The 23,149-nt window shown below is 70.6% G+C and carries 22 protein-coding genes; 4 read left to right on the forward strand and 18 right to left on the reverse strand.

Features of this window, described 5'->3' with window-relative positions:
- Positions 1-90: 90 nt before the first annotated feature.
- The 5 genes from AB0B57_RS27140 to AB0B57_RS27160 all read right to left on the reverse strand — a co-directional run bounded on the left by AB0B57_RS27140 (position 91) and on the right by AB0B57_RS27160 (position 6,407).
- The gene (locus AB0B57_RS27140) at positions 91-1,371 is read right to left on the reverse strand and encodes an ABC transporter permease (RefSeq protein ID WP_357075595.1); all 1,281 of its coding nucleotides are present in this window, start codon (positions 1,369-1,371) and stop codon (positions 91-93) included.
- A 3-nt stretch (positions 1,372-1,374) separates the two neighbouring features.
- Positions 1,375-2,748 (reverse strand): ABC transporter permease, encoded by a 1,374-nt coding sequence (locus tag AB0B57_RS27145; RefSeq protein WP_357075598.1) that lies wholly within the window; start codon positions 2,746-2,748, stop codon positions 1,375-1,377.
- Positions 2,749-2,922: 174 nt separating this feature from the next.
- Positions 2,923-4,686: an ABC transporter ATP-binding protein gene (locus AB0B57_RS27150; protein ID WP_357075601.1), complete on the reverse strand. Its 1,764-nt coding sequence runs from the start codon at positions 4,684-4,686 to the stop codon at positions 2,923-2,925.
- Positions 4,687-4,718: 32 nt separating this feature from the next.
- Entirely contained in the window at positions 4,719-5,786 is a 1,068-nt protein-coding gene (locus AB0B57_RS27155; RefSeq protein WP_357075960.1) for a BMP family ABC transporter substrate-binding protein, read from the reverse strand.
- Between the two features lie 276 nt (positions 5,787-6,062).
- Entirely contained in the window at positions 6,063-6,407 is a 345-nt protein-coding gene (locus AB0B57_RS27160) for a hypothetical protein (protein ID WP_357075604.1), read from the reverse strand.
- Between the two features lie 212 nt (positions 6,408-6,619).
- On the opposite strand from AB0B57_RS27160, the gene AB0B57_RS27165 reads away from it, so the two are divergent.
- Positions 6,620-7,666, forward strand: coding sequence for a LacI family DNA-binding transcriptional regulator (locus AB0B57_RS27165; RefSeq protein WP_357075607.1), 1,047 nt, complete (start codon positions 6,620-6,622; stop codon positions 7,664-7,666).
- 294 nt (positions 7,667-7,960) lie between these two features.
- Entirely contained in the window at positions 7,961-8,332 is a 372-nt protein-coding gene (locus AB0B57_RS27170) for a VOC family protein (protein ID WP_357075610.1), read from the forward strand.
- A gap of 12 nt (positions 8,333-8,344) precedes the next feature.
- Here AB0B57_RS27170 and AB0B57_RS27175 read toward each other — a convergent pair whose 3' ends face one another.
- The 6 genes from AB0B57_RS27175 to AB0B57_RS27200 form a co-directional block, all read right to left on the reverse strand.
- Positions 8,345-8,782 carry a hypothetical protein gene (locus tag AB0B57_RS27175; protein ID WP_357075613.1) on the reverse strand — a complete coding sequence of 146 codons (438 nt, stop codon included), beginning with the start codon at positions 8,780-8,782 and terminating at the stop codon, positions 8,345-8,347.
- 80 nt (positions 8,783-8,862) lie between these two features.
- On the reverse strand, positions 8,863-9,237 hold the full coding sequence (locus AB0B57_RS27180) for a GntR family transcriptional regulator (RefSeq protein WP_357075616.1): 375 nt from the start codon (positions 9,235-9,237) through the stop codon (positions 8,863-8,865).
- Between the two features lie 11 nt (positions 9,238-9,248).
- Entirely contained in the window at positions 9,249-10,175 is a 927-nt protein-coding gene (locus AB0B57_RS27185) for a YhjD/YihY/BrkB family envelope integrity protein (RefSeq protein WP_357075619.1), read from the reverse strand.
- A gap of 79 nt (positions 10,176-10,254) precedes the next feature.
- Complete coding sequence (locus AB0B57_RS27190) at positions 10,255-10,824, reverse strand: 2'-5' RNA ligase family protein (RefSeq protein ID WP_357075622.1); 570 nt, start codon at positions 10,822-10,824, stop codon at positions 10,255-10,257.
- Between the two features lie 25 nt (positions 10,825-10,849).
- A complete protein-coding gene (gene trpS, locus AB0B57_RS27195; RefSeq protein ID WP_357075625.1) occupies positions 10,850-11,875 on the reverse strand; it encodes a tryptophan--tRNA ligase in 1,026 nt (341 codons plus the stop codon).
- Positions 11,876-11,908: 33 nt separating this feature from the next.
- Positions 11,909-13,030, reverse strand: a complete 1,122-nt coding sequence (locus tag AB0B57_RS27200) for a hemolysin family protein (RefSeq protein WP_357075628.1) — start codon at positions 13,028-13,030, stop codon at positions 11,909-11,911.
- Positions 13,031-13,224: 194 nt separating this feature from the next.
- On the opposite strand from AB0B57_RS27200, the gene galE reads away from it, so the two are divergent.
- A complete protein-coding gene (gene galE, locus AB0B57_RS27205) occupies positions 13,225-14,211 on the forward strand; it encodes a UDP-glucose 4-epimerase GalE (protein WP_357075631.1) in 987 nt (328 codons plus the stop codon).
- Positions 14,208-15,377, forward strand: coding sequence for a galactokinase (gene galK / locus AB0B57_RS27210; RefSeq protein WP_357075634.1), 1,170 nt, complete (start codon positions 14,208-14,210; stop codon positions 15,375-15,377). Before galE ends, galK begins: the two co-directional genes overlap by 4 nt.
- 141 nt (positions 15,378-15,518) lie before the next feature.
- On the opposite strand, the gene AB0B57_RS27215 is transcribed toward galK, so the two are convergent.
- The 7 genes from AB0B57_RS27215 to glmU form a co-directional block, all read right to left on the reverse strand.
- Positions 15,519-16,772, reverse strand: a complete 1,254-nt coding sequence (locus tag AB0B57_RS27215; RefSeq protein ID WP_357075963.1) for a GTP-binding protein — start codon at positions 16,770-16,772, stop codon at positions 15,519-15,521.
- 74 nt (positions 16,773-16,846) lie between these two features.
- The gene (gene cysD / locus AB0B57_RS27220; protein ID WP_357075637.1) at positions 16,847-17,758 is read right to left on the reverse strand and encodes a sulfate adenylyltransferase subunit CysD; all 912 of its coding nucleotides are present in this window, start codon (positions 17,756-17,758) and stop codon (positions 16,847-16,849) included.
- 75 nt (positions 17,759-17,833) lie between these two features.
- Positions 17,834-18,664 carry an inositol monophosphatase family protein gene (locus AB0B57_RS27225; protein ID WP_357075640.1) on the reverse strand — a complete coding sequence of 277 codons (831 nt, stop codon included), beginning with the start codon at positions 18,662-18,664 and terminating at the stop codon, positions 17,834-17,836.
- A gap of 134 nt (positions 18,665-18,798) precedes the next feature.
- Positions 18,799-19,392: an aminoacyl-tRNA hydrolase gene (gene pth / locus AB0B57_RS27230; protein WP_357075643.1), complete on the reverse strand. Its 594-nt coding sequence runs from the start codon at positions 19,390-19,392 to the stop codon at positions 18,799-18,801.
- An 88-nt stretch (positions 19,393-19,480) separates the two neighbouring features.
- Positions 19,481-20,170 (reverse strand): 50S ribosomal protein L25/general stress protein Ctc, encoded by a 690-nt coding sequence (locus AB0B57_RS27235; RefSeq protein ID WP_357075646.1) that lies wholly within the window; start codon positions 20,168-20,170, stop codon positions 19,481-19,483.
- A 313-nt stretch (positions 20,171-20,483) separates the two neighbouring features.
- Entirely contained in the window at positions 20,484-21,464 is a 981-nt protein-coding gene (locus AB0B57_RS27240) for a ribose-phosphate diphosphokinase (RefSeq protein WP_357075649.1), read from the reverse strand.
- 58 nt (positions 21,465-21,522) lie between these two features.
- Entirely contained in the window at positions 21,523-23,058 is a 1,536-nt protein-coding gene (gene glmU, locus AB0B57_RS27245; RefSeq protein ID WP_357075652.1) for a bifunctional UDP-N-acetylglucosamine diphosphorylase/glucosamine-1-phosphate N-acetyltransferase GlmU, read from the reverse strand.
- Positions 23,059-23,149: the final 91 nt, after the last annotated feature.

Raw genomic sequence — 23,149 nt, forward strand, 5'->3', positions numbered from 1 at the left:
CCCGCGGCCCCCGCCGCCGCCGCACTGGGGGGTGGGGGCCCCCCCCCGGGCGGCCGGGGGGGCCCGCCCCGCCGGGCACGCCTGTGGGCGTCAGCCCTTGATGTACGGCTTGCCGTCGGCGGCCGGCGCCCTAACCCGGCCGACCAGGCCGGCGACCGCGAGGATGGTCGCCAGGTAGGGCAGCATGGCCAGGAACTGGCTGGGGATCGAGCTGCTGATCGCGCCCAGGTAGGTGGCGAGCTGGTCGGCGAAGCCGAAGAAGAGCGCGGCGAGCAACGCGCCGGTCGGGTTCCAGCGGCCGAAGATCAGCGCGGCCAGCGCGATGAAGCCCTTGCCGCCGATCATGTTCTTGGTGAACGAGTAGAGCGCCAGCGTGTAGGACGCGCCACCGATGCCGGCGACCACCCCGGCCAGCAGCACGTTGCGGTAGCGAACCCGCAGCACCTTGACGCCGAGCGTGTCGGCGGCGATCGGGTGCTCGCCGACCGAGCGGGTGCGCAGACCCCACCGGGTGCGGAACAACCCGATGTGGATCACCAGCACCAGCAGCAGCCCGAGGTAGAGGAAGATGTTGCCGCGGAACAACGCCGGCCCGAGCACCGGGATGTCCTTCAGCAGTGGAATCTCCCAGTTGCTGAAGCGTGGCGCGCTGTTGTATTTCGCCGCGTCGGTCTGCATCAGCCGCTCGTAGAGGAAGCCGGTGACGCCGACCGCGAGCAGGTTCAGCACGATGCCCATGACGACCTGGTCGACCAGGTAGCGGATGGCGAAGACGGCGAGCAGCAGCGAGATGAACGCACCGCCGATGGCGGCGGCGACCAGACCCACCCAGACGCTGCCGGAGATGCTGCCGAACAACGCGCCGCTGAACGCGCCCATCAGCAACTGGCCCTCGATGGCCACGTTGACCACGCCGGACCGTTCGCAGAGGACCCCGGCGAGCGCGCCGAAGATCAGCGGCAGGGCCAGGATGAACGTGCCCCGGATGATGTTGACAAGCGGCATGAAGTTCTGCCCGGCCGGCGCGGCGGAGACCTGCCAGCAGAGGAACGAGAGCACGAAGCCGGCGAGCCCGACGCCGAGCACGGGGAGGAACCACCGCTTCGGCACCCCGGCGAGCAGCGCCGCGCCGGCGGCGATCGCGATGATCCCGAACAGGATCGCCCCGATCGTGCCGTTGATCTCCAACGCGGCACCGGCCGCGTCGTCGCTGAGCGTGAACCGGGCCTGCTGGTCGGTGGCGAGCGCGCCGAAGAGCACCGCGGCCAGCAGGCCGAGCGCCAGCAGGGTGAGGCCGACCTTGCGGCTCCGGGTCCAGAAACCCTGGTGGACCGGGGCGACCGCGATGTCGGGGACAGCCATGGTGGACATGAGCTACCAGCCCTTCGCCAGGCTCGTCTGCAACCGGGCGGCGCGCGCGGCCCGAAGCTGGAAGATCGCCTTCACCAGGGCCGGCGCGGCGATGAAGATGACGATCAACGCCTGGAGCACTGTCACCAGCTCCAGCGAGATCCCGGAGTACGACTGCATCCGGTTGCCACCGGCCTGCAACGCCCCGAACAGCAACGCGGCAAGCAGCACCCCCCAGGGCTTCACCCGCCCCAGCAGCGCCACCAGGATGCCGTCGAAGCCGATCTGCGCGACCACCAACGGGGTCAGCGCGCTGGCGGTGGAGCCGAGGACCATGTTCGAGCCGCCGAGGCCCGCCAGGATGCCGGCGAAGACCATGATCAGGATGTACGTCCGCGTGACGCTGATGCCGGCGGTGCGGGCGGCGTCCGGGTTGGCGCCGACCGCGCGCAGCTCGAAGCCGAGCGTCGAGCGGTTCAGCAGCCAGGCGACCGCCCAGGTCGCCAGCACGGCGAGCAGGATGCCGGCGTGCACCCGCAGGTTGTCACCGAACAGTCGGGGCAGCTGGGCGGAGGTGTCCACCGCCTTGCTGATCGCGTCGGTACGGTTCGGGTCCTGCACCCCGTCCTGCACGATCAACCAGGTGAGCAGGTACGTGGCGACGTAGTTGAGCATGATCGTGGTGATCACCTCGTGCGCGCCGGCGCGGGCCTTGAGGATGCCGGGGATGAATCCCCAGATCGCCCCGCCCAGGGCGCCGGCCAGCACCGCCACCAGCAGATGCAGGCCGGGTGGCAGGGGCAGCAGGAAACCGGCCAGCGCCGCCAGGATCACGCCGACGGTGGCCTGACCCTGGGCGCCGATGTTGAACAGGCCGCCCCGGAAGGCCAACGCCACCGACAGGCCCGTGAAGACCAGCGGCGCCGTGTAGGTGAGCGTCTCGGAGATGGGCGCGAGCACGGCCTCCCACCCGTTACTGCCGTTCAACCAGCCGGAGAACGCCTCGGGGTCGAAGACCGAACCCTTGAACAGGTTCGCGTACGCCTCGCTGACAAGCGTCCAACTGGAGTTGATCGCGTCGGACGGCCGCGAGGTGATGTACGAGTAGGTGGACAGCACCGTCGGATCAGAAATGATCATCAGCACCGCACCGACCACGATCGCCAGCACCAACGACAGCAGCGTCACCGTGAAGGTGTTGGCCGCCCAGAGGTTGTCCACGAACAACCGGCCCAGGCTGGGCTCGGGACGCTGGTCCGGCGCCGACGTCGCCGCCGAACGGTCCGGTTCGGTCGCCGACTCGGCCCGTTCGGTGTTGCCGAGCGCGTTCTGCGCGGCCTGCGCCTCGCTCGCCGGCCCCTTGTCCGGGGAACCCGACTGCGACGTGGGGTCGCTCATGCCGTCACTCCGCTTCGCTGCGTAACGCCATGAGACACCAACGCCCTGAAACGATGATTCGCTCGCTGACGCTCGCTCATGCCGTCACTCCGCTTCGCTGCGCGACGCCATGAGACACCAACGCCCTGAAACGATGATTCGCTCGCTGACGCTCGCTCATGCCGTCACTCTCGCTCATGACTCGTCCTCGTTCGCGGGGCCCGCGTCGCTCGCCGGGCCCCCGTCGGCCGCACCGGGCTCGTCGGCGGCGGGTGTCGCGACGGCTTCGTGGGCCTCGTCCGGGCTGATGCCAGCCATCAGCAGGCCGATCTCCTCACGCGGGGTGTCCGGGCCGACGACGCCGATGATCCGACCGCGGTACATCACCGCGATCCGGTCGGCCAGCCCGATCACCTCGTCGAGCTCGCTGGAGACCACCATGACGGCGGTGCCGACGTCCCGCTCGCGGATGATCTGGCTGTGGATGAACTCGATCGATCCGACGTCGACGCCACGGGTCGGCTGGGCGGCGATGAGGAGCTTCAGCGGCCGGGACAGCTCCCGGGCCACGATCACCTTCTGCTGGTTACCACCGGAGAGGGTGCCCACCGCCGCTTCCGCCGACGAGGTGCGGACGTCGAACTGTTCGATCCGTTCCTTCGCCGACGCCGCGATGGCATCGGGCCTGAGCGCGAGCCCCGCACCGAACGGCGGACGGTCGTAGATGTCCAGCACCAGGTTCTCCGCGACGCTGAACTCCTTGACCAGGCCGTCCACGCTGCGGTCCTCGGGCACGTAGCCGACGCCCGCGCGGAGCACCTTCTTTGGCGTCCAGCCGTCGATCCGGTCACCGACCAGGCTGACCGTGCCGGCGAGCACCGGGCGCAGGCCCATGATCGCCTCGATCAGCTCGGTCTGACCGTTGCCCTGTACGCCCGCCACGCCGAGCACCTCGCCGGCGCGAACGGTGAGGTCCACCCCGTCGACCGCGCGGACCTGCCGGTCGTCGTCGACGACGAGCCCGGCCACCTCCAGCACCGGGTCGCCCGGCGTGGCCGGGGACTTGTCCACGGTCAGCCGGACGTTACGCCCGACCATCAGGGCGGCCAGCTCGTCCCGGCTGGCCTCGGGTGAGGCGGTGCCGACGGTCTTGCCGCGTCGGATCACGGTGATCCGGTCGGCGATGGCCTTGACCTCGCCGAGTTTGTGGGTGATGAAGACGATCGACTTGCCGGCGGCCTTGAGCGACCGCATGACCGTCAGCAGTTCCTCGGTCTCCTGCGGGGTGAGCACGGCCGTCGGCTCGTCCAGGATGAGCAGGTCGACGTCGCGGGTGAGCGCCTTGACGATCTCGACGCGCTGTTGGATGCCGACCGGCAGGTCCTCGATCACCGCGTCCGGGTCGACCCGCAGGTTGTAGCGCTCGGACACCTCGGTGACCTCGCGCCGGGCGCGACGCCGGTCCAGGAAGCCGGCGATGCCGCCCCGGGTCTGCTCGGCGCCGAGCATGATGTTTTCGGCGACGGTGAACACCGGCACCAGCATGAAGTGCTGGTGCACCATGCCGATCCCGGCGCCGATCGCGTCGGACGGGCCCCTCAGCTTCAGCGGCTTGCCGTCGACCAGGATCTCGCCCTCGTCGGGCTGGTAGAGCCCGTAGAGCACGTTCATCAGTGTCGACTTGCCCGCGCCGTTCTCGCCGAGCAGGGCGTGAATCTCTCCAGGCTCCACCGTCAGGTCGATGTGGTCGTTGGCGACCAGATCACCGAACCGCTTGGTGATGCCGCGCAGTTCGAGTCTCAGCGCAACCTCCTGGAGTGCGAGCGATGGTGCAGCGTAGCTGCCGTCGACCCGACCGGACCGGCCCGGCCGACGTGGTGCGCGATCGGCCGCTCCGACCCCACGGTCACCCGCGAGGCCGAAGCGGCCGATCGGTCGTAGCTGTCCCCGCCGACCCACCCGATGATCTCACCGGAGGGGCTGGCCGGACGTCACTTGGTCGGCTGGGCCTTCGAGGTGACGGTGATGGTGCCGGCGGCGATGTCCGCCTTGATCTTGTCGACCTCGGCCTTCAGCTCGGCCGGAACCTTGCTGTCGAAGTCGTGGTACGGGGCGATCGAGACACCGGTGTTGGCCAGGGTGCCGACGAAGCCCGGGTTGGCCGGCAGCTTGTCGCCGCCGGCGGCCTTGACCACGGCCTCCTTGACGGCTTCCGGGATGTTCTTGACGACCGTGGTGATGATCGCCGAGCAGTCCGGGGTGCTCTGGCAGCCGTCAACGTCCACCCAGATGGTGCTGTACTTGCCGCCCGAGGCCTTGGCCGCGGCGGTGGTGCCGAGGCCGGAACCGCCGGCGACCGGCATGATGATGTCCGCACCCTGGGCGACCAGCGCGTCGGAGACCTTCTTGCCCTCGTCCTGCTTGGCGAAGTCGTTGGTGAAGGAACCCTTCTGGGTCTCCTTGTTCCAACCCAGCGCCTGGACGTTCTTCTTCTTCGTGGTGTTGAAGTACTTCACACCGTCGACGAAGCCGTCCATGAAGATGGTGACCGGCGGGATCGGCAGACCACCGTAGGTGCCCACCTTGCCGGTCTTGCTCATCCCGGCGGCCAGGTAGCCGGCCTGGAACGCGGCCTGGGCGGTGTCGAACTGCATCGGGTAGACGTTGGCGTCACCCGGGTTCGCGTCGACGATGCCGAACTCCTGGTTCGGGTTCGCCTTGGCGATCTTCGAGGTGGCGTTGGCCATCAGGCCACCGACCGCCAGGATGAAGTCGCACTTCTGGTTGACGTACTGCGTCAGGTTCGGCTCGTAGTCGGCCTCTGCCTTCGACGCGACGAACTTGATGTCGATGTTGTCGTTGGCGGCCTTGGCGTCCTTCAGACCCTGCCAGGCCGAGGTGTTGAACGACTTGTCGTCGATGCCACCGACGTCGGTCACCATGCAGGCGCTGAACTTCTTGCCGCCACTGCCGGCGTTGTTGTCATCCTTGGGGGCCTCGCCACAAGCGGCGGCGGTGAGCGCGAGCCCACCCACCGCGACGATCGAGGCGATCCGCATCCCACGCACCGAGCGCAAGACGTCTCCTTCCCATTGCACACCGCGCCTAGTGCGGTGGCAGCCCATCAGCCGACCTGCGGTGTGCCGCCGGCTGTCCCACGTTACGGACGGGAGCGTACGCCCGCGCCCACCCACCGGCCGACAATCGTGCACGACTGTTGAGCGCCTGTTACCCGGGTGTAACCCTTGCGTGGGGCAGGTCACTCCTGGCGCTGGTAGGCGCGTGTCCCGGCGTCCGCAACGTCCGCTTTCGGGGGCGGCTGCCCCCCTCGGACGTTACCGCCAAAAGACCGCGACCGCCGCGTTGACCAGGGTCAGACCGACTATCGCGAGGAAATGGCCACGGTTTACCACGTCCCGCTTCCGGGAGAAGAAGACCATGACGAAGATCAGCAGCGCGATGACCAACTTCGTCACAAGTTTGGCGAGTGCCGGCTCGTCGCCGTCGCCGCGCAGCGGGGCGGAGAGGCCCAGCCCGGTCAGCAACTGGATCACCGAGCCCCAGAGCATGGCCGGGTTGATCCGGAGCCGGCCACTGACGTATTGAGCGATCGAGCCGCCGAGCAGCAGGGCGAAGCCGATCAGATGGACATAGAGGAGAATGAGTCGCAGCGCTTCCACGCCGCTCATCCTCCCCTATCAACGACGCTTTGTAGTAGGGGGTCGGGCCGCTCGGCGCGTCGATGCCGCACGGAGTGGCCGTCGGGCCCGGGCCGGGTCGGTATCAGCACGCCCGAGCGTCGGGCGCAGCCGGTTGTCAGCAAGATTTTGCAGGCGGTGGAACGGCTTGCAGAACGCTCCGCAAGAACTTGCCGGTGGGCTAAAGTGCCGCCATGCGCGCTCGCCTGTCCGACATCGCCCAGCAGGCCGAGGTCAGCGAGGCCACGGTGTCGCGGGTGCTCAACGACCGCCCCGGCGTGGCCCCGGAGACCCGGCAGGCCGTCCTCACCGCACTGGACGTGCTCGGCTACGAGCGCCCGGCCCGACTGCGCAAGCGCAGCGCCGGGCTGGTCGGCCTGGTGGTGCCGGAGCTGGACAACCCGATCTTCCCCGCCTTCGCCCAGGTCATCGAGTCGACCCTGGCGCAGAGCGGGTTCACCCCGGTGCTCTGCACCCAGACCGCCGGTGGCGTGACCGAGGACGAGTACACCGAGATGTTGCTGGACCGGCAGGTCTCCGGCATCGTCTTCGTCTCCGGGCGGCACGCCGACGCGGCCGCCAACCACGACCGCTACCGGGCGCTGCTCGCCCGGCCGCTGCCGGTCGTTCTGGTCAACGGGTACGTGCCCGACATCGGCGCTCCCTTCGTCTCCTGCGACGACCGGGAGGCAGCCGAGCTGGCCGTCGCCCATCTGGTCGCGCTCGGGCACCGACGGATCGGGCTGGTCACCGGCCCGAACCGGTTCGTCCCGGTGCGGCGCAAGGTGGCCGGCTGGCGCTCCGCGATGACCCGACTCGCCGGTGTCGCGGAGGCCGACCTCGGCCCGCTGGCCGAGCTGTCGCTGTTCGGTGTGGAGGGTGGTGAGGCGGCGGCCGGCCGCCTGCTCGACCGGGGTGTCACGGGCGTGGTCTGCGGCTCCGACCTGATGGCGCTCGGCGCGATCCGGGCGGCCCGCCAGCGCGGCCTCCGGGTGCCCGACGACGTCTCCGTGGTCGGCTACGACGACTCGCCGCTGATGGCCTTCACCGACCCGCCGCTGACGACCATGCGGCAGCCGGTCGCCGCGATGGCGGTGGCCGCCGTCCGGGCGCTGGTCGACGAGATCAACGGGTACGGCGCTCCGCACTCGGAATACCTGTTCCGTCCGGAGCTGGTGGTACGCGGCTCGACCGCTGTCGTACCGAGTGCCGCACGGCTGCCTTACGCAAGAACTGCTTGACTCTTGCAACTCCGGGGCGGCATATTGCTCCGATGATCAGCACCGCCACCCCGGCCCAAGCCGACAGTCTGGTTACCACGGCGCTGAACGGGTAAGACCTACTCGACCTGGTCGTTCGTCGTGCCCCGCGCCGGCGGGCGACTGGGCTACCGGCCCCTTGTGGTGGGGGGTGAGGTGCCACCGGCGCCGCGCGGAGTCCGCTCCGCGTGGCGCCGGTGTCCGTGCGACGCGGGTGGTGTGGCCCGCAACCGACGCGGGTACCGCATCGGGCACCGTCGCCACGGAGGTGACCCGATGGGGGTACGGATCGGGCAGTGCACGCTCGACGTCGAGGACCTGGACGTGATGGTCGCGTTCTGGTCAGCGGCGCTCGGCTACGAGGTTGAGCGGGGCGACGACGGCAGCGCCAAGCTCTGGCCGCCGGGGCAGTCGCCGGCCACCGCCCCCACCGTCTGGTTGCAGGGCTCGGGCACCACCAAGCGGGGCAAGAACCGACTGCACCTCGACCTGGTCGCGGACACGGACCCCGAGACCGAGGTACGACGGCTGCTGGGCCTCGGTGCGCGGCACGTCGACGTCGGGCAGACCGGGACCGAACGGTTCACGGTGCTCGCCGACCCGGAGGGCAACGAGTTCTGCGTGCTGGACGGCCCGCCGACCCGCTGACGGCCCCCGAGGTCACTTCGCGGTGAGCAGCGCCGCGATCCGGGTGAAGCCTTCGCGTACCTCGGCCTCGTCCGGCGGCTCGGCGGACGCAGCGTGGCCCGCCTCGTCGGCGGCGGCGTCCAACTCCTCGTCGATCACGTCCTCGAAGTCGCCGTACAGGTCGGCGCCCTCGACCTGGCGGGCCTCGTCCTCGGCGGCGACCTGCGCGGCGGCGATCTCACTGCGGATCTCGTCGGCCGACAACGCCGGCAGCAACGGCTCCACCACCGCCATCAGTTGCTCCTCGGCCACCACCGCCTCGGCCAGCGCCAACGCGTGTGGCCGCTCGTACGGCCCGCAGACCACCGGCTCCCACTCGTCGAGGTCGCCGAGCGGACCAAAGGTGATGATCCACGGCAGACCGAGGAGCGGCGAGTCGGCCGGCAGGTCCAGTGTCATGAGTGCGCCCACCGGCTCATCATGGTCCGCGAACGCGAGCGCCGACGGCTTTCGGCTCAGTTTTCGCCCGTCCGGCGGGTGATCGACGACCCTCAGCCGGGGCGGGCCGCATCCAGGGCGGCGCGGACCAGGGCGAGGGCGGTGGCCGGCGGTACGCCGAGCCGTGCCGCCTCGGCCGCGTAGCCGGCCGCCGCCCGCTGGAGCCGGTCGACGGCGTCGTCCCGCCCGGGGGCGACGAACGTGCCGTTGCGCCCCCGGGTCTCCAGCAGACCGGCAGCCTCCAACTCCCGGTACGCCCGGGCCACCGTGTTCGCCGCCAGCGTCAGGTCGGCGGCGAGCTGCCGGACGGTGGGCAGTCGGCTGCCCACCGGCAGCCGACCGTCGCCGATCAGCTCGGCGAGTTGCCCACGAACCTGCTCGTACGGGGGCACCGACGAGTCCGGGTCGACCGAGATCAGCACCTGCACACCTTCCGTCCTCAGCCCGCACCGCCCGGCGTACCGGGATCGGTGTCCTCGTCGACCACCTTCGGTGCGGCGGGGGTCTCCGCCAGGTCCACCACCCGACCGTTGGTGCTTGTCGCGAGCAGGGCCGCACCGAACAGCACCAGTTGGTTGAGCAGGTAGAGGTAGAGCAGCAGCCCGACGGCGCCGGCCACCACCGTGTACGCCGGGTTGCGCTCGGTGCGCACCACGTAGTAGCGCCCCACCGTGTTCAACAGGGTGATGCCGACCGCGACCAGCAGCACCACCGGACGCAGCCGGGACCGGCTCATCCGCAGCCGGGGCACCGCGAGGAGTAGCGCGGTGGCGAGCACCGCGTTGACCACCACGCTCAGCACCGCGCTGATCGTGGTGAGCCCGACCGACCCGGTGCTGCGCAGCAGGAAACGCAGCAACGACTCCAACGCGTCCACCGCCGCGACCGAGACGCCGAGCAGCACGAAGATGCCGATCATCACGCCCAGGTCGACCAGCCGCCGGATCACCAGGTTGCCGGGCTGCTGGTTGAGCGCGTACATCAGCCGCTGCGAGGACCGGATGGCCTCCACCCAGCCGATCCCGGTGAAGACCAGGATGACCAGGCCGACCACCCCGACCGTGCCGCTGGAGTTGGCGATCTGCTCGGCGTCCAGGAAGGGCAGGTTCTCCTTGAGGAAGCCGGCCGCCGCCGCGCTGACGTCGTCGTTGTCCTCCAGGATCGCACCGAAGATGGAGAACGCGACAAGGGCGAGGGCGAACACCGCGAAGAAGCCGTAGTAGGCGATCGCGGCGGCCAGCCGCCCGGCCAGCACCTCGGCGTACAGGGCGCCGGCGCGCCAGACGTGATCGAAGAGCCCCGACCGGTGGCGCGCGGCGCTCACCCAGCGGTCGATGGCCGCCTCGATCCCGCCGATCACGTTCACGCGATCATCCTCGCCGATCTCCCACCGCCGTAGTGGCAACCGGCTCCCGATGCTCACCTACCGGCGCGTCGCCGACGGGTCAGTCGCCGAGGCAGAAATCCCGACGCGGCTGCCACCGGGCCTCCCCGCTGTGCGAGAAGAGGGTGAACGCGTCGACCTCGAACATCGCGGAGAAGTCGGCCAAGTCCTCGTACACCTTGTCCAGGGCCTCCGGAGCCACGTCCTGCGCCACGGTGACGTGCGGATGGTACGGGAAGCGGGCCCTGCGGTGTAGGTCCGGCGTCGCGGTGATGGCGGCGGCCAGCAACTCACACTCGCTGATGCCGGCGGCCACCGCGACGAACACCACCTGGGTGACCGGCCGGAACGTGCCGGTGCCCCGCAGGTGCAGCGCGAACGGCAGGTGCGCGGCGGCGACGGCGGCCAGGTGCCGCTCGACGGCGGGCAGATGTGCCGTCGGGATCTCGGTGGGCCCGAGCAGCGTCACGTGCGCGGGCACCGCGAGCGGGTCGCCGGCCTCGATCCGCCGGCGGGTGAGCTGGGCACCCCAGGGCTCGGGAATGTCCACCGCGATGCCGATCTGGATGGTGTCGCCGATCGGCGGCACCCCGCCACTGCGATCCACGCTTCGCGCCGCCCCTCCGGCCACCGACCCGTCCACCTGTCCCGCGGCGCTACTCGCCGCGCACGGGCGGGAAGAACCCGACCCGCTCGTACGTGGAGTGCAGGGTCGCCGCGGCCACCGCGCGGGCCTTCTCCGCACCGGAGGCGAGCAGCTTGTCCAACTGCGCCGGGTCGTCGAGGTACGCGCGGGTGCGCTCCTGGACCGGACGGACGAAGTCCGCCACCACCTCGGCCAACTCCTTCTTCAGGTCGCCGTAGCCACGACCGGCGAACGCGGCCACCAACTCGTCGATGCCGCGACCGCTGAGCGCCGAGTGGATGGTCAGCAGGTTGGACACACCCGGCTTCGTCTCGGCGTCGAAGACGATCTCCCGACCGGTGTCCGTCACCGCCGAGCGGATCTTCTTGGCGGATCGGGCCGGATCTTCCAGCAGGTCGATGATGCCGGCCGGCGAGGACGACGACTTGGACATCTTCGCCGTCGGGTCCTGCAGGTCGGTGATCTTCGCGGTGTCTTTGACGATGTGCGGCGCGGGCACCGTGAACGTCGGGCCGAACAGCGAGTTGAACCGCTGGGCCAGATCCCGGGAGAGCTCCAGGTGCTGGCGCTGGTCCTCCCCGACGGGGACCGCGTTGGCCTGGTAGAGCAGGATGTCGGCGGCCTGCAGGACCGGGTAGGTGAACAGCCCGACGCTGGCCCGCTCGTTGCCCTGCTTCTGCGACTTGTCCTTGAACTGGGTCATCCGGCTGGCCTCGCCGAAGCCGGTGATGCAGCCGAGCACCCAGGCGAGCTGCGGGTGCTCGGGCACCTGCGACTGCACGAACAGGGTGCTGCGCTCCGGGTCGAGACCGACCGCGAAGAGCTGTGCGGCGGCTACCCTCGTCCGCTGCCGCAACAGCGCCGGGTCGTGCCCCGCGGTGATGGCGTGCAGGTCGACCACGCAGTAGAACGCGTCGTGGGTCTCCTGTAGTGCCACCCAGTGCCGCACCGCGCCCAGATAGTTGCCGAGGTGGAACGAGTCGGCCGTCGGCTGGATGCCGGAGAAGACGCGGGGACGGGCGGGAACGTCGGACATGGCGATAATTCTGTCAGCAAGCAAGCGGGTCCGTCATGACGGGCCGGCGGGTCGGCTGCGGCCCGCCGTCGTCGGGGTGCTGACCTCGGGTGGTGCGCTCGGGCCGACCCGGCGCGTCGGCCCGGCCGCCGGCTGCCGCGCCGACGCGCCCTGGTGCTCGCGGGGCCGCTCGTGTTGCTGCTCGCGGCGCTGCTCCGGCACCCGGACGGCGGAGACGGCGAGCCGGGCCACCCGGCGGCCGTCCAGGGCGAGGACCCGCAGCAGCCAGCCGTCCGCCGGGTCGGCCGGATCCGGTCCGACGCCGTCGGCCGCTTCGCCGGGCACCGGCACCTCGTCGCCGGTCACCGGGAGCCGACCCAGCGCGGCCATCACGAACCCACCGACCGTCTCGTACGGCCCGGCGGGCAGCGCCACCCCGGTCCGCTCGGCGAAGTCGGCGAGGTTGAGGCGACCGTCCACGACGGCAGGCAGGCCGGCGCGCACCGGGTCCGGAGTCGCGTCGTACTCGTCGCGGATCTCGCCGATCAGCTCCTCGATGAGGTCCTCCAGCGTGACGATGCCGGCGGTGCCGCCGTACTCGTCGACCACCACCGCCAGGTGCTGGCCCTCCCGGCGCATCTCGGTAAGCGCGGGTAGCACCCGTTTGCTCCCGGGCAGTCGCTTCACCTCCCGGGCCAGCTCGCCGACTGTGACACACGGATCGGCGTCCGGACGCAGCAGCACGTCCCGCAGGTGCACGAAGCCGACCACGTCGTCGTGGGTGCCGTCGGTGACCGGGTAGCGGGTGTGCGTTTCGGCGCGCACCAGCCGGGCAGCCTCGGTGATGGTGAGCCGCGCCGGGAGGAAGACGACCTCGGTGCGCGGCATCATCACCTCGCGGATCAGGCTGGCACCGGCCACCAGGACCTCGTCGATGATCCGCCGTTCGTCCGGGTCGAGCACCGTGTTCGCGGCGACCAGGTCCCGCAGCTCGGCCTCGGTGATCCGCTCCCGGCCGGCCGCCGGCCCGGCCCCGAGCAGGTCGGTGACGAGTCGGGAGGCACCGTCGGCGGTGCGGACCAGCACCCGGGCGACGGCCCGGGCGAGCGGCCCGGGGTCGCGACGGGGTCGCACCCGCACGCGTCGCCGGAGCCCGGTACGGGCCACTTCCCGCATGACAGAGATGGTAGACACCGTTGGCTCACCGCACCCGCGGATCGCGCGGAGGAGCCGCACATGTTCGGCTCTGTTTAATCATGAAGGATTATGATGGAATGAGGATGGCGGTGCCGTCGGCCAGCGTGCCGGCCGCCGCCTTAGGGTGATCAGCGAAGGCCACGTCCCGGGCGGGCCAGGCAGGAGGCAACGACGTGAAACTGCTCGTCACCGGGGGCGCCGGCTTCATCGGCAGCGTGGTGACCCGGATGCTGCTCGACGCGGGTCACCAGGTGGTCGTCCTGGACGACCTGCGCACCGGGCACCGCGAGGCGCTCGCCCCGGACGCGACCCACGTCGAGGCGTCCATCCACGACGCCGCCCGCGTCCTCACCCGCGACGCCGGGTTCGACGGGGTGCTGCACTTCGCCGCCCTGATCGCCGCCGGCGAGTCGATGGTCAAACCCGAGCTGTACTGGCAGAACAACACAGTTGGCAGCCTCGCCCTGATCGACGCGGTCCGGGCCGCCGGCGTGCCGCGGATGGTCTTCTCCTCCACCGCCGCCGTCTACGGCAACCCCACCGAGCTGCCGATCCCGGAGACCGCCGTCAAGGCGCCCACCAACACGTACGGCGCCACCAAGCTCGCCGTCGACATGGCGCTCACCTCCGAGACGATCGCGCACGGACTGGCCGCCGTGTCACTGCGCTACTTCAACGTCGCGGGTGCCCACCTCGACGGCGACATCGCGCTCGGCGAACGGCACGACCCGGAGACGCACCTGATCCCGATCGCGCTGGAGGTCGCCGCCGGCCGACGGGAGAAGCTCCAGCTCTTCGGCGACGACTACCCCACCGTGGACGGCACCTGCGTCCGGGACTACATCCACGTCGCCGACCTGGCCCGCGCGCACCTGCTGGCCCTGGACGCGGCCACCGGCGGCCAACACCGGATCTACAACCTGGGCAACGGCAACGGCTTCACCAACCGCCAGGTCGCCGACGTGGTCCGCGAGGTCACCGGGCACCTTCTGCCCGTCGAGGTGGCCCCACGCCGCGAGGGTGACCCGGCCGAGCTGGTCGCCTCCTCCGCGCTGGCCCGCGACGAGCTGGGCTGGGTGCCGCAGAAGCCGACCCTGCACGACATGGTCGGCGACGCCTGGGCCTTCTACCGCGCACACGTCCTGGAGCAGCAGCCGTGACCGACCCCACGCGTGCCGTGGCCGACCGGGCCGCCGCCGGCTTCACCACGCGGTACGGCGGCCAGGCCGCCGGCCGCTGGGCGGCTCCCGGCCGGGTCAACCTGATCGGCGAGCACACCGACTACAACGAGGGGTTCGTGCTGCCCTTCGCGCTGCCGTTGCAGACAGTCGTCGCCGCCGACCGGCAGGACGCGGAGCAGTGGACGGTCTGGTCCGAGCTGTCCGACGAGACGATCACCTTCGGGGCGGACGACGTCGCCGAGGCGGGTCGGGTGACCGGCTGGGGCGCGTACGTCGCCGGGGTGGTCTGGGCACTGCGCGAGGCCGGTCACCCGGTTCCGGGCGCGCGGCTGGCCATCGCCTCCGACGTGCCGCTGGGCTCCGGGCTCTCCTCCTCGGCCGCGTTGGAGTCAGCCGTGCTGGCCGCCCTGCTCGACCTCGGTGGGCTGGAGCTGCCCGCGGAGCTGCAGCCCCGGCTGGCGCAGCGGGCCGAGAACGTCTACGTGGGCGCGCCAACCGGGATCATGGACCAGTCCGCGGTGATCCGCTGCCGTGCCGGGCACGCCCTCTTCCTGGACTGCCGCGACGAGTCGGTCGAGCAGATCCCCTTCGACCTGGACGCCGCCGGCCTCGCGGTGCTCGTCATCGACAGCCGGGCGCCGCACCGGCACGCCGACGGTGAGTACGCTGCCCGCCGCCGTTCCTGCGAGGCCGGAGCCGCCGCGCTCGGCGTCCCCGCGCTGCGGGACGTGAGCGTCGACCAACTCGACACCGCACTGGCCCAACTCGACGACGAGGAGACCCGGCGACGGGTCCGTCACGTCGTCACCGAGGACCAACGCGTACTGGACACGGTGGCGCTGCTGCGCGCGGCCCGGGTCCGCGACATCGGCCCCCTGCTCACCGCGTCGCACGTCTCCATGCGCGACGACTTCGGAATCACCGTGCCGGAGATCGACACGGCGGTCGAGGCGGCGTTGGCGGCCGGCGCGCTCGGCGCCCGGATGACCGGCGGCGGCTTCGGCGGCTGCGTCCTGGCCCTGATCGACGCCGACCGCGCCGACGAGGTGGCCGCCGCCGTGACCGCCGCGTACGCCGAACGAGGCTTCACCGCCCCCGGCACCCTGACGGTCCGGCCCTCCCCCGGCGCCACCCGCCTGCCCTGAGCCGTGATTCGGTGATCGTGCTCGAACATGGAAGTAGTGGCCTCGCCCAGTGGGTGAGGCCACTACTTCATGGATCGAGCGCGATCTTGCCGGCGGTCAGCAGCCGGCGACCGCCCGCGGCCAGCAGCGGTGAGCCGGGCCCTAGCTCGCTTCGACGATCATGGCGGCACCGACCGTGCGGTTGGTGGTCTCGTCGATGATGACGAAACCTCCGGTGGTGCGGTTGCGGCGGTATTCGTCGGCCAGCAGCGGGACCGTCGTCCGCAGCCGCACCCGGCCGATCTCGTTGAGCCGCAGCTCGTCGGCCGACTCGTCGCGGTGCAGCGAGTTGATGTCCAACCGGTAGTGCAGTCCGCGCACGATCGCCCGTGCCGAGCGGGTGGTGTGCTTGATCGCGTACCGACCGCCGACCCGCAGCGGGGCTGTCTCGTCCATCCAGCAGACCATCGCCTCGATGTCCTGCGCGACCGCCGGTGCGTTGTTCGGCCGGCAGATCAGGTCACCCCGGGAAATGTCGATCTCGTCAGCCAGTCGTACCGTCACCGACATCGGGGGGAACGCCTCCGGCACCGGCCCGTCGGCGGTCTCCACGGCGGAGATCCGGCTGGTGAACCCGGACGGCAGCACCATCACCTCGTCACCCGGCTTGAGCACGCCGGAGGCGACCTGACCGGCGTAGCCGCGGTAGTCGGTGACAGTCGTGGACTGCGGCCGGATCACGTACTGCACCGGGAACCGGACGTCGACCAGGTTGCGGTCACTCGCGATGTGCACCCGCTCCAGGTGGTGCAGCAGCGACGGCCCCTCGTACCAGGGCATGTTCTCCGAGCGGGCGACGATGTTGTCACCGCGCAACGCCGAGATCGGCACCACGGTCAGGTCCGGTGCGTCGAGCTTCGCGGCGAACGCGGTGAACTCGTCGGCGATCCGTTCGAAGACCTCCTGCGACCAGTCCACCAGGTCCATCTTGTTGACACAGAGGACCAGGTGCGGCACCCGCAGCAGGGAGCACAGGAACGCGTGCCGGCGGGACTGCTCGACCAGGCCCTTGCGGGCGTCCACCAGGATCAGCGCCAGATCGGCGGTGGAGGCGCCGGTGACCATGTTGCGGGTGTACTGGGTGTGCCCCGGGGTGTCGGCGATGATGAACTTGCGCCGGGGGGTGGCGAAGTACCGGTACGCCACGTCGATGGTGATGCCCTGCTCCCGCTCGGCCCGCAGACCGTCGGTGAGCAACGCCAGGTTGGTGTATTCGTCACCGCGGGCCGCGCTGACCGCCTCGACGGCGGCCAACTGGTCGGTGAAGAGCGACTTGGTGTCGTAGAGCAGCCGACCGATGAGTGTCGACTTGCCGTCGTCCACGCTGCCGGCGGTGGCGAACCGGAGCAGGTCCATCGCCCGGGCCTCCGGCCCGGCCCCGGTAACAGCCCGGGCCTCCGCATTCGCGGACGCCACGATCTCGGTGCTCATCAGAAGTAGCCCTCCCGCTTGCGGTCCTCCATGGCGGCCTCGCTGACCCGGTCGTCACCACGGGTCGCGCCACGCTCGGTGATCCGGGTGGCGGCCACCTCCTCGATGACCTTCTCCACGGTGTCCGCGTCGGAACGGACCGCGGCGGTGCAGGAGGCGTCGCCCACGGTGCGGTAGCGCACCTGTGCCTTGAACCGCTCCTCACCCGCCCGGGGGCGGAAGAACTCGTTGACCGCGTAGACCATGCCGTCGCGTTCGATCACCTCACGCTCGTGCGCGTAGTAGATCGAGGGCAGCGGGATGCGTTCCCGGGCGATGTAGTGCCAGACGTCCAGCTCGGTCCAGTTGGACAGCGGGAAGACCCGGATCGACTCGCCCGGGTGGTGTCGGCCGTTGTACAGCGACCACAGCTCCGGCCGCTGGTTCTTCGGATCCCACTGGCCGAACTCGTCGCGGAAGCTGAACACCCGCTCCTTGGCCCGAGCCTTCTCCTCGTCGCGCCGGGCACCCCCGAACAGCGCGTCGAAGCGGTGTTTCTCCACCGCGTCCAGCAGCACCGGCGTCTGGATCCGGTTGCGCATCCCGTCGCCGGACTCCCGGACCATGCCGCTGGCCAGGGCCTCCGGCACGCTCGCCACCACGAGCTGCAACCCCAACTCGGCGACCCGCTGGTCGCGGTATTCCAGGACCTCGGGGAAGTTGTGCCCGGTGTCGACGTGCATGACCGGGAAGGGAATGCTGGCCGGCGCGAACGCCTTCTGCGCCAGCCGCAGCATGACTATCGAATCCTTGCCACCGGAGAAGAGCAGCACCGGGCGTTCCATTTCGGCAACCACCTCGCGCATCACGAAGATGCTCTCCGCCTCCAGGGCGTCCAGGTGGGAGACCCGGTAGGCGGCGGGGGTGGTCATGACACCGGCTCGATTCGCTCGATCATCCGATTTCCAGACCTTTCCGGTCGGACATGTCAAGAAAGTGCGCTCAGGCTACCCGGAATGTCTCTGCAACGCTGCAAGCAACCGAGTGGCGAGATCCTTGCGACAGACCAGCAGGTCCGGCAGGCGCGGATCCGCCTCGTTGTATTTCAGCGCAGAACCATCGATCCGGGAAGCGTGTAGTCCGGTGGCCGTCGCCACAGCCACCGGTGCCGCCGAGTCCCACTCGTACTGACCACCGGCGTGGATGTACGCGTCCACCTCGCCGGTGACCACGGCGGCGATCTTCGCGCCGGCCGAGCCCATCGGCACCAGATGCGCCCCGACGTCCTCGGCCAGGTCGGTCAGGAAGACCGGCGGTCGGCTCCGGCTGGCCGCCAGGCGGATCTTCCGCTCGCCGGCGGTCGCGGCCTCCACCGTCATCGGCGGGTACGCCGGCGGGTAGTCCGTGCCCAACACCCGGTGCTGCGCCGGCAGCCCCACCGCCCCCGCGACCAGCCCGTGCGGGCTCGGCGCGTTACGTGCCCAGAGCGCCACGTGCACCGCCCAGTCCGACCGGCCCTCCTCGGAGAACTCGCGGGTGCCGTCCAACGGGTCGATGATCCACACTCGGTCCGAGGTCAACCGCGACACCGCCCCGGTGTTCACCTCGGCCGCCCAGGCCAACCGCGACCCCTCGTCCTCCTCGGAGAGCACCGCGTCGCCCGGCCGCCACTTCGCCAACTCCGTGCGGATCAGGTCGTGCGACACCTTGTCCCCGGCCGACTTCAGCGCGCCGGTGTCCGCGAAGCCCATCTCGGCGCGCAGGTCGAGCAGCGCCTGCCCGGCCCGGGACGCCAACCACCTGGCGAACGCGCCGTCGATCATCGGAGGACTGGTCATCTGCCCGCTCCCGTCGCCTCGCCGCGACCCGTGCCCGCACGGACCGATTCGCCGCGACCCGCGTCGTGGGCGCGGCACGCCGAAAGGCGCAGACTACCGGCCAACCGTTTCCGATCCGGTACGCCCCGCCCGACTCAGCCCCCGTGGTAGAGGTTCTGCGTCGGCTCCACACCCTTGACGATCACCGACTCCACCACGTCGGCAGCCCGGTCGACCAGGAAATCCAGCTCCTTGCGTTCTGCCGCGCCGAAATCCGACAGCACGTAATCCGCCGGATCCTGCCGCCCCGGCGGTCGGCCGACGCCGAACCGGACCCGGGCGTAGTCCTTCGTGCCCAACGACTTCGACATCGACCGCAGGCCGTTGTGCCCGCCCTCGCCGCCGCCGAACTTGACCCGCACCTGGCCGAACCCGATGTCCAACTCGTCGTGCACCGCGATCACCTGCGTCGCCGGCACCTTGTAGAACTGCGCCAGCGCCGCCACCGGCCCGCCGGAGAGGTTCATGTACGTCAGTGGCTTCGCCAGCACCAGCTTCGGCCCACCAAACCCCAGCCGCGCCTCGCCCACCTCGGCCACCGCCCGCTTGTGCCGACCGAACCGCGCACCCAACCGCCCGGCCAGCAGGTCGGCCACCATGAACCCGACGTTGTGCCGGTTACCGGCGTACTCCCGACCCGGGTTGCCCAGGCCGACCACCAGCCACGGCCCCGCCACCTCGTCCGTCACGACCCGTCCCTCTCGCCGTCCATCCCACCGGATACGCCGACAGGCGCCCCCGAACGTCCGGGAGCGCCTGTCGCAAAGCTGGAACCGATCAGGCCTCGGTGCGCGCCTCGGTGGTCTCTGCGCCCTCGGCGGTGTCCGCGCCCTCGGAGCCCTCGGTGGTCTCGCCGACCTCGGCCTCGGCCTCGTCGGTGGCCGCCTCGACCTCGGGCAGCGTCGCCTCGAGCTGCTCGGCGGTGGGGGCCGCGGTCACCGACGCGACGGTCAGGTCCGAGTCGGCGGCCAGCTCGACACCGGACGGCAGCTCGACGTCGCCGGCGGTCACCTGGGTGCCCGCCTCCAGACCCTCGATCGACGCCTCAAGGTGGTCCGGAACCTTGGTGGCGTCGGCGGTCACCGACAGGGTGTCGTGGTCGTGCACGATCAGGGTGTCGCGGGCGGCCTCGCCGGTCAGCTGCACCGGGACCTCGACGGTGACCTTCTCGCCCCGACGGACCAGGATCAGGTCGACGTGCTCGAAGGTGTCCCGGATCGGGTCGCGCTGGATCGCCTTCGGCAGCGCCAGCACCTGGGTGCCATCGGTGATGTCGATCGCGAAGAGCTGGTTGGCACCGCCCTTGCGGATCGCCGCGGCGAACTCCCGCGACGGCAGCGCGATGTGCTTGGGCTTCTCGCCGTGACCGTAAAGCACGGCGGGCACCTTGCCGGCCCGGCGGGTACGGCGGGCACCACCCTTGCCGAACTCGGTGCGGGGCTCGGCGCTGATCTTTACCTCGGACACGGGGAAACTCCTGATGCTTTTCGCTGCGGCGGCTTGTCGTCTGGCGGTGCTGGGGCGAGGGGCTCGCTGGGGCTCATGCGTCATGAACGACTGCCCGGAGCACCGCGTCGATGACGGTGCCTCCGTGCGGCGCTTTATCAGCGGCCCGCCGGGCACCCTCGCCGTGGCAACCGCACCAGTCTACCCGAGCTGTTTCCGGGGTTTCCGGCAGTCCCCGTTCACGGCTCCAGACCGGCGCGTCGGTGGTTTTCCCACCAGCGCGCCGGCCTCGTTTCCCTCAGTCTGCCAGCCCCGTTGCCCCCGGGGCGCGGGCTCAGCTCAGACCACCGAAGAGGGTGGTCACCGAGCCGTCGTCGAAGACCTCCCGGATCGCCCGCGCCAGCAGCGGCGCGATCGACAACACGGTCAGCTTGTCCAACTGCTTCTCCGGCGGAAGCGGCAACGTGTTGGTCACCACGACCTCGCTGATCGAGCTGTTCTTCAGGCGCTCGGTGGCCGGGTCGGACAGCAGCGCGTGGGTGGACGCGACCACGATCTCCGCCGCCCCCGACTCCTTGAGGATGTCCGCGGCCTTGGCGATCGTGCCACCGGTGTCGATCATGTCGTCGACGATCAGGCAGACCCGGCCCTCGACCTCGCCGACCACCCGGTTCGCCACGACCTGGTTCGGCTTCATCGGGTCACGGGTCTTGTGGATGAAGGCGAGCGGGCAGCCACCCAGCCGGTCGGTCCACCGCTCGGCCACCCGCACCCGGCCCGAGTCCGGTGCCACCACGGTCATCGGCCGGCCGGCGTACTTGTGCTCCACGTACTCGGCCAGGATGTCCATCGCGAAGAGGTGGTCCACCGGGCCATCGAAGAAGCCCTGGATCTGCGCGGTGTGCAGGTCGACGGTGAGGATGCGGTTGGCGCCGGCGGTCTTCAGCAGGTCCGCCACCAGGCGGGCTGAGATCGGCTCCCGACCACGGTGCTTCTTGTCCTGCCGCGCGTACGGGTAGAACGGCAGCACCACGGTGATCCGCTTGGCCGACCCCCGCTTCAGCGCGTCCACCATGATCAGGGTCTCCATGACCCAGGTGTTCACCCCGTGCGTGACGGACTGCACCACGAAGGCGTCCGAACCACGCACCGAGTCCTTGAAACGTACGAAGATCTCACCGTTGGCGAACTCGTACGCGTCGGCCGGGGTCGGCGCGACGCCGAGCACCTCACCGATCTCCTTGGCCAACTCCGGAAAGCCACGTCCGGAAAAGAGCATCAGGCTTTTGCGGTTTTCGGCGACGATGCTGCCCATGGGCCCGTCTGCTCCCGTTTTGTCGGCGGTACCCGACCCGGTGGTGGTGGGTCAGGGACTATTCGGTTGCAGTATCTCCCGTGCCGGACGCGCCGCCCACCGTCTCGGTCACCCCGTGGATTGCCTCACTGTCGCTTGCGGCGCGGGCCACCTCCGACGCACCCTCGGCACCGCGTACCGCACGCTCGGCAGCCGCCGCGGAGATCGTTCCGGCCCGCTTGCGCGCCACCCAGCCCTCGATGTTGCGCTGCGGCGAGCGGGTCACCCCGAGCGCGCCCGGCGGCACGTCCTGACCGATCGCGCTGCCCGCCGCGACGTACGCCCCGGCACCCACCTCGACCGGCGCGATCAGGCTCGTGTCGCACCCGACGAACGCAGCCTCGCCCACGACCGTGCGGTGCTTGTGCACGCCGTCGTAGTTGACGAAGATCGTCGCCGCGCCGATGTTGGCCTTCGCGCCGATCGTCGCGTCACCCACGTAGCTGAGGTGCGGCACCTTCGCACCCGGGCCGATCTCGGAGTTCTTCACCTCGACGAACGTGCCGACCTTGGCCTTCTCGGCCAGCTGGGCGGCGGGCCGCAGGTACGCGTACGGCCCGACGCTGGCACTCGCACCGACCTCCGCGCCGACGGCGTGACTGCGGATCACCGACGCGCCAGGGCCGACGATCGTGTCGATGAGCGTGACGTCCGGCCCGACCAGCGCTCCCGCACCAACGACCGTACCGCCGCGCAACTGGGTGTTCTGGTCGATCACCGCGTCGCGGTCCAGTGCCACCGTCACGTCGATCCAGGTGGTCACCGGGTCCAGCAGGCTGACCCCGGTGCGCATCCACGCCTCGTTTACCCGGTCGCGCAACAGCCGGCGCAGCGTCGCCAGCTCCACCCGGTCGTTGCAGCCCAATGTCTCGGAGTGGTCGACTGCGACGTGCACCGCCACCGGCTCGCCGGCCGAGCGGAGCAGACCGAAGACGTCGGTGAGGTATTCCTCGCCCTGGTCGTTGTCGGTGGAGAGCTTGCCCAGCGCCGCACGCAGCCGCACCGCGTCGAACGCGTAGATGCCCGCGTTGATCTCCCGGATCGCGCGCTGCGTCGCGTCGGCGTCGCGTTCCTCGACGATCTGCTCCAGCCGACCGTCGGCGTCCCGGACGATCCGCCCGAGGCCGGTCGGGTCGGGCACCTCGGCGGCCAGCACGGTAGCCGCCGCGGCCGCCTCCTCGTGCGCGGTCACCAACGCGCCGACCGTCTCGGGGCGCAGCAGCGGCACGTCCCCGTTGATCACCACGACCGTGCCGGCGCCCTCCGGGACGGCGTCCAGCGCGATCCGCACGGCGTGCCCGGTGCCGAGCTGCTGGGCCTGGAGCACCGGCGTGGCGTCCGGAGCGACCTCGGACAGGTGCGCCCGGACCTGGTCGGCACCGTGCCCCACCACGACCACGGTCCGATCCGCGGCCAGCGGCGCGGCGGCGCTCAGCACGTGACCGAGCAGCGTCCGACCGAGCAGGGGGTGCAGCACCTTGGGCAGTGTCGACTTCATCCGCTTGCCCTCACCGGCGGCGAGCACGACGACGGTACGAAGGTGGGGCTGGGGCACGACGTGGCTCCCGTCGGGACGGCGGACACTCTCGCGGCCATGCTAACCGCGGGGCCCGGCACCTTCCCCTCTTACCCCCACCCGAACCTAA

Origin of the sequence: Micromonospora sp. NPDC049101 (assembly GCF_040648675.1) — a bacterium.
GTDB lineage: Bacteria > Actinomycetota > Actinomycetes > Mycobacteriales > Micromonosporaceae > Micromonospora.

What these genes read in the sequence shown, in the direction of transcription:
- AB0B57_RS27215 (WP_357075963.1), bottom strand. Translation starts at nt 16,772, where the DNA reads ATGGACCTGCTCCGGTTCGCCACCGCCGGCAGCGTGGACGACGGCAAG.
- AB0B57_RS27225 (WP_357075640.1), bottom strand. Translation starts at nt 18,664, where the DNA reads ATGACCAGTCCTCCGATGATCGACGGCGCGTTCGCCAGGTGGTTGGCG.
- AB0B57_RS27200 (WP_357075628.1), bottom strand. Translation starts at nt 13,030, where the DNA reads ATGCGGGAAGTGGCCCGTACCGGGCTCCGGCGACGCGTGCGGGTGCGA.
- AB0B57_RS27240 (WP_357075649.1), bottom strand. Translation starts at nt 21,464, where the DNA reads ATGGGCAGCATCGTCGCCGAAAACCGCAAAAGCCTGATGCTCTTTTCC.
- cysD (WP_357075637.1), bottom strand. Translation starts at nt 17,758, where the DNA reads ATGACCACCCCCGCCGCCTACCGGGTCTCCCACCTGGACGCCCTGGAG.
- AB0B57_RS27145 (WP_357075598.1), bottom strand. Translation starts at nt 2,748, where the DNA reads ATGAGCGACCCCACGTCGCAGTCGGGTTCCCCGGACAAGGGGCCGGCG.
- AB0B57_RS27140 (WP_357075595.1), bottom strand. Translation starts at nt 1,371, where the DNA reads ATGTCCACCATGGCTGTCCCCGACATCGCGGTCGCCCCGGTCCACCAG.
- AB0B57_RS27165 (WP_357075607.1), top strand. Translation starts at nt 6,620, where the DNA reads ATGCGCGCTCGCCTGTCCGACATCGCCCAGCAGGCCGAGGTCAGCGAG.
- AB0B57_RS27170 (WP_357075610.1), top strand. Translation starts at nt 7,961, where the DNA reads ATGGGGGTACGGATCGGGCAGTGCACGCTCGACGTCGAGGACCTGGAC.
- trpS (WP_357075625.1), bottom strand. Translation starts at nt 11,875, where the DNA reads ATGTCCGACGTTCCCGCCCGTCCCCGCGTCTTCTCCGGCATCCAGCCG.
- AB0B57_RS27155 (WP_357075960.1), bottom strand. Translation starts at nt 5,786, where the DNA reads ATGCGGATCGCCTCGATCGTCGCGGTGGGTGGGCTCGCGCTCACCGCC.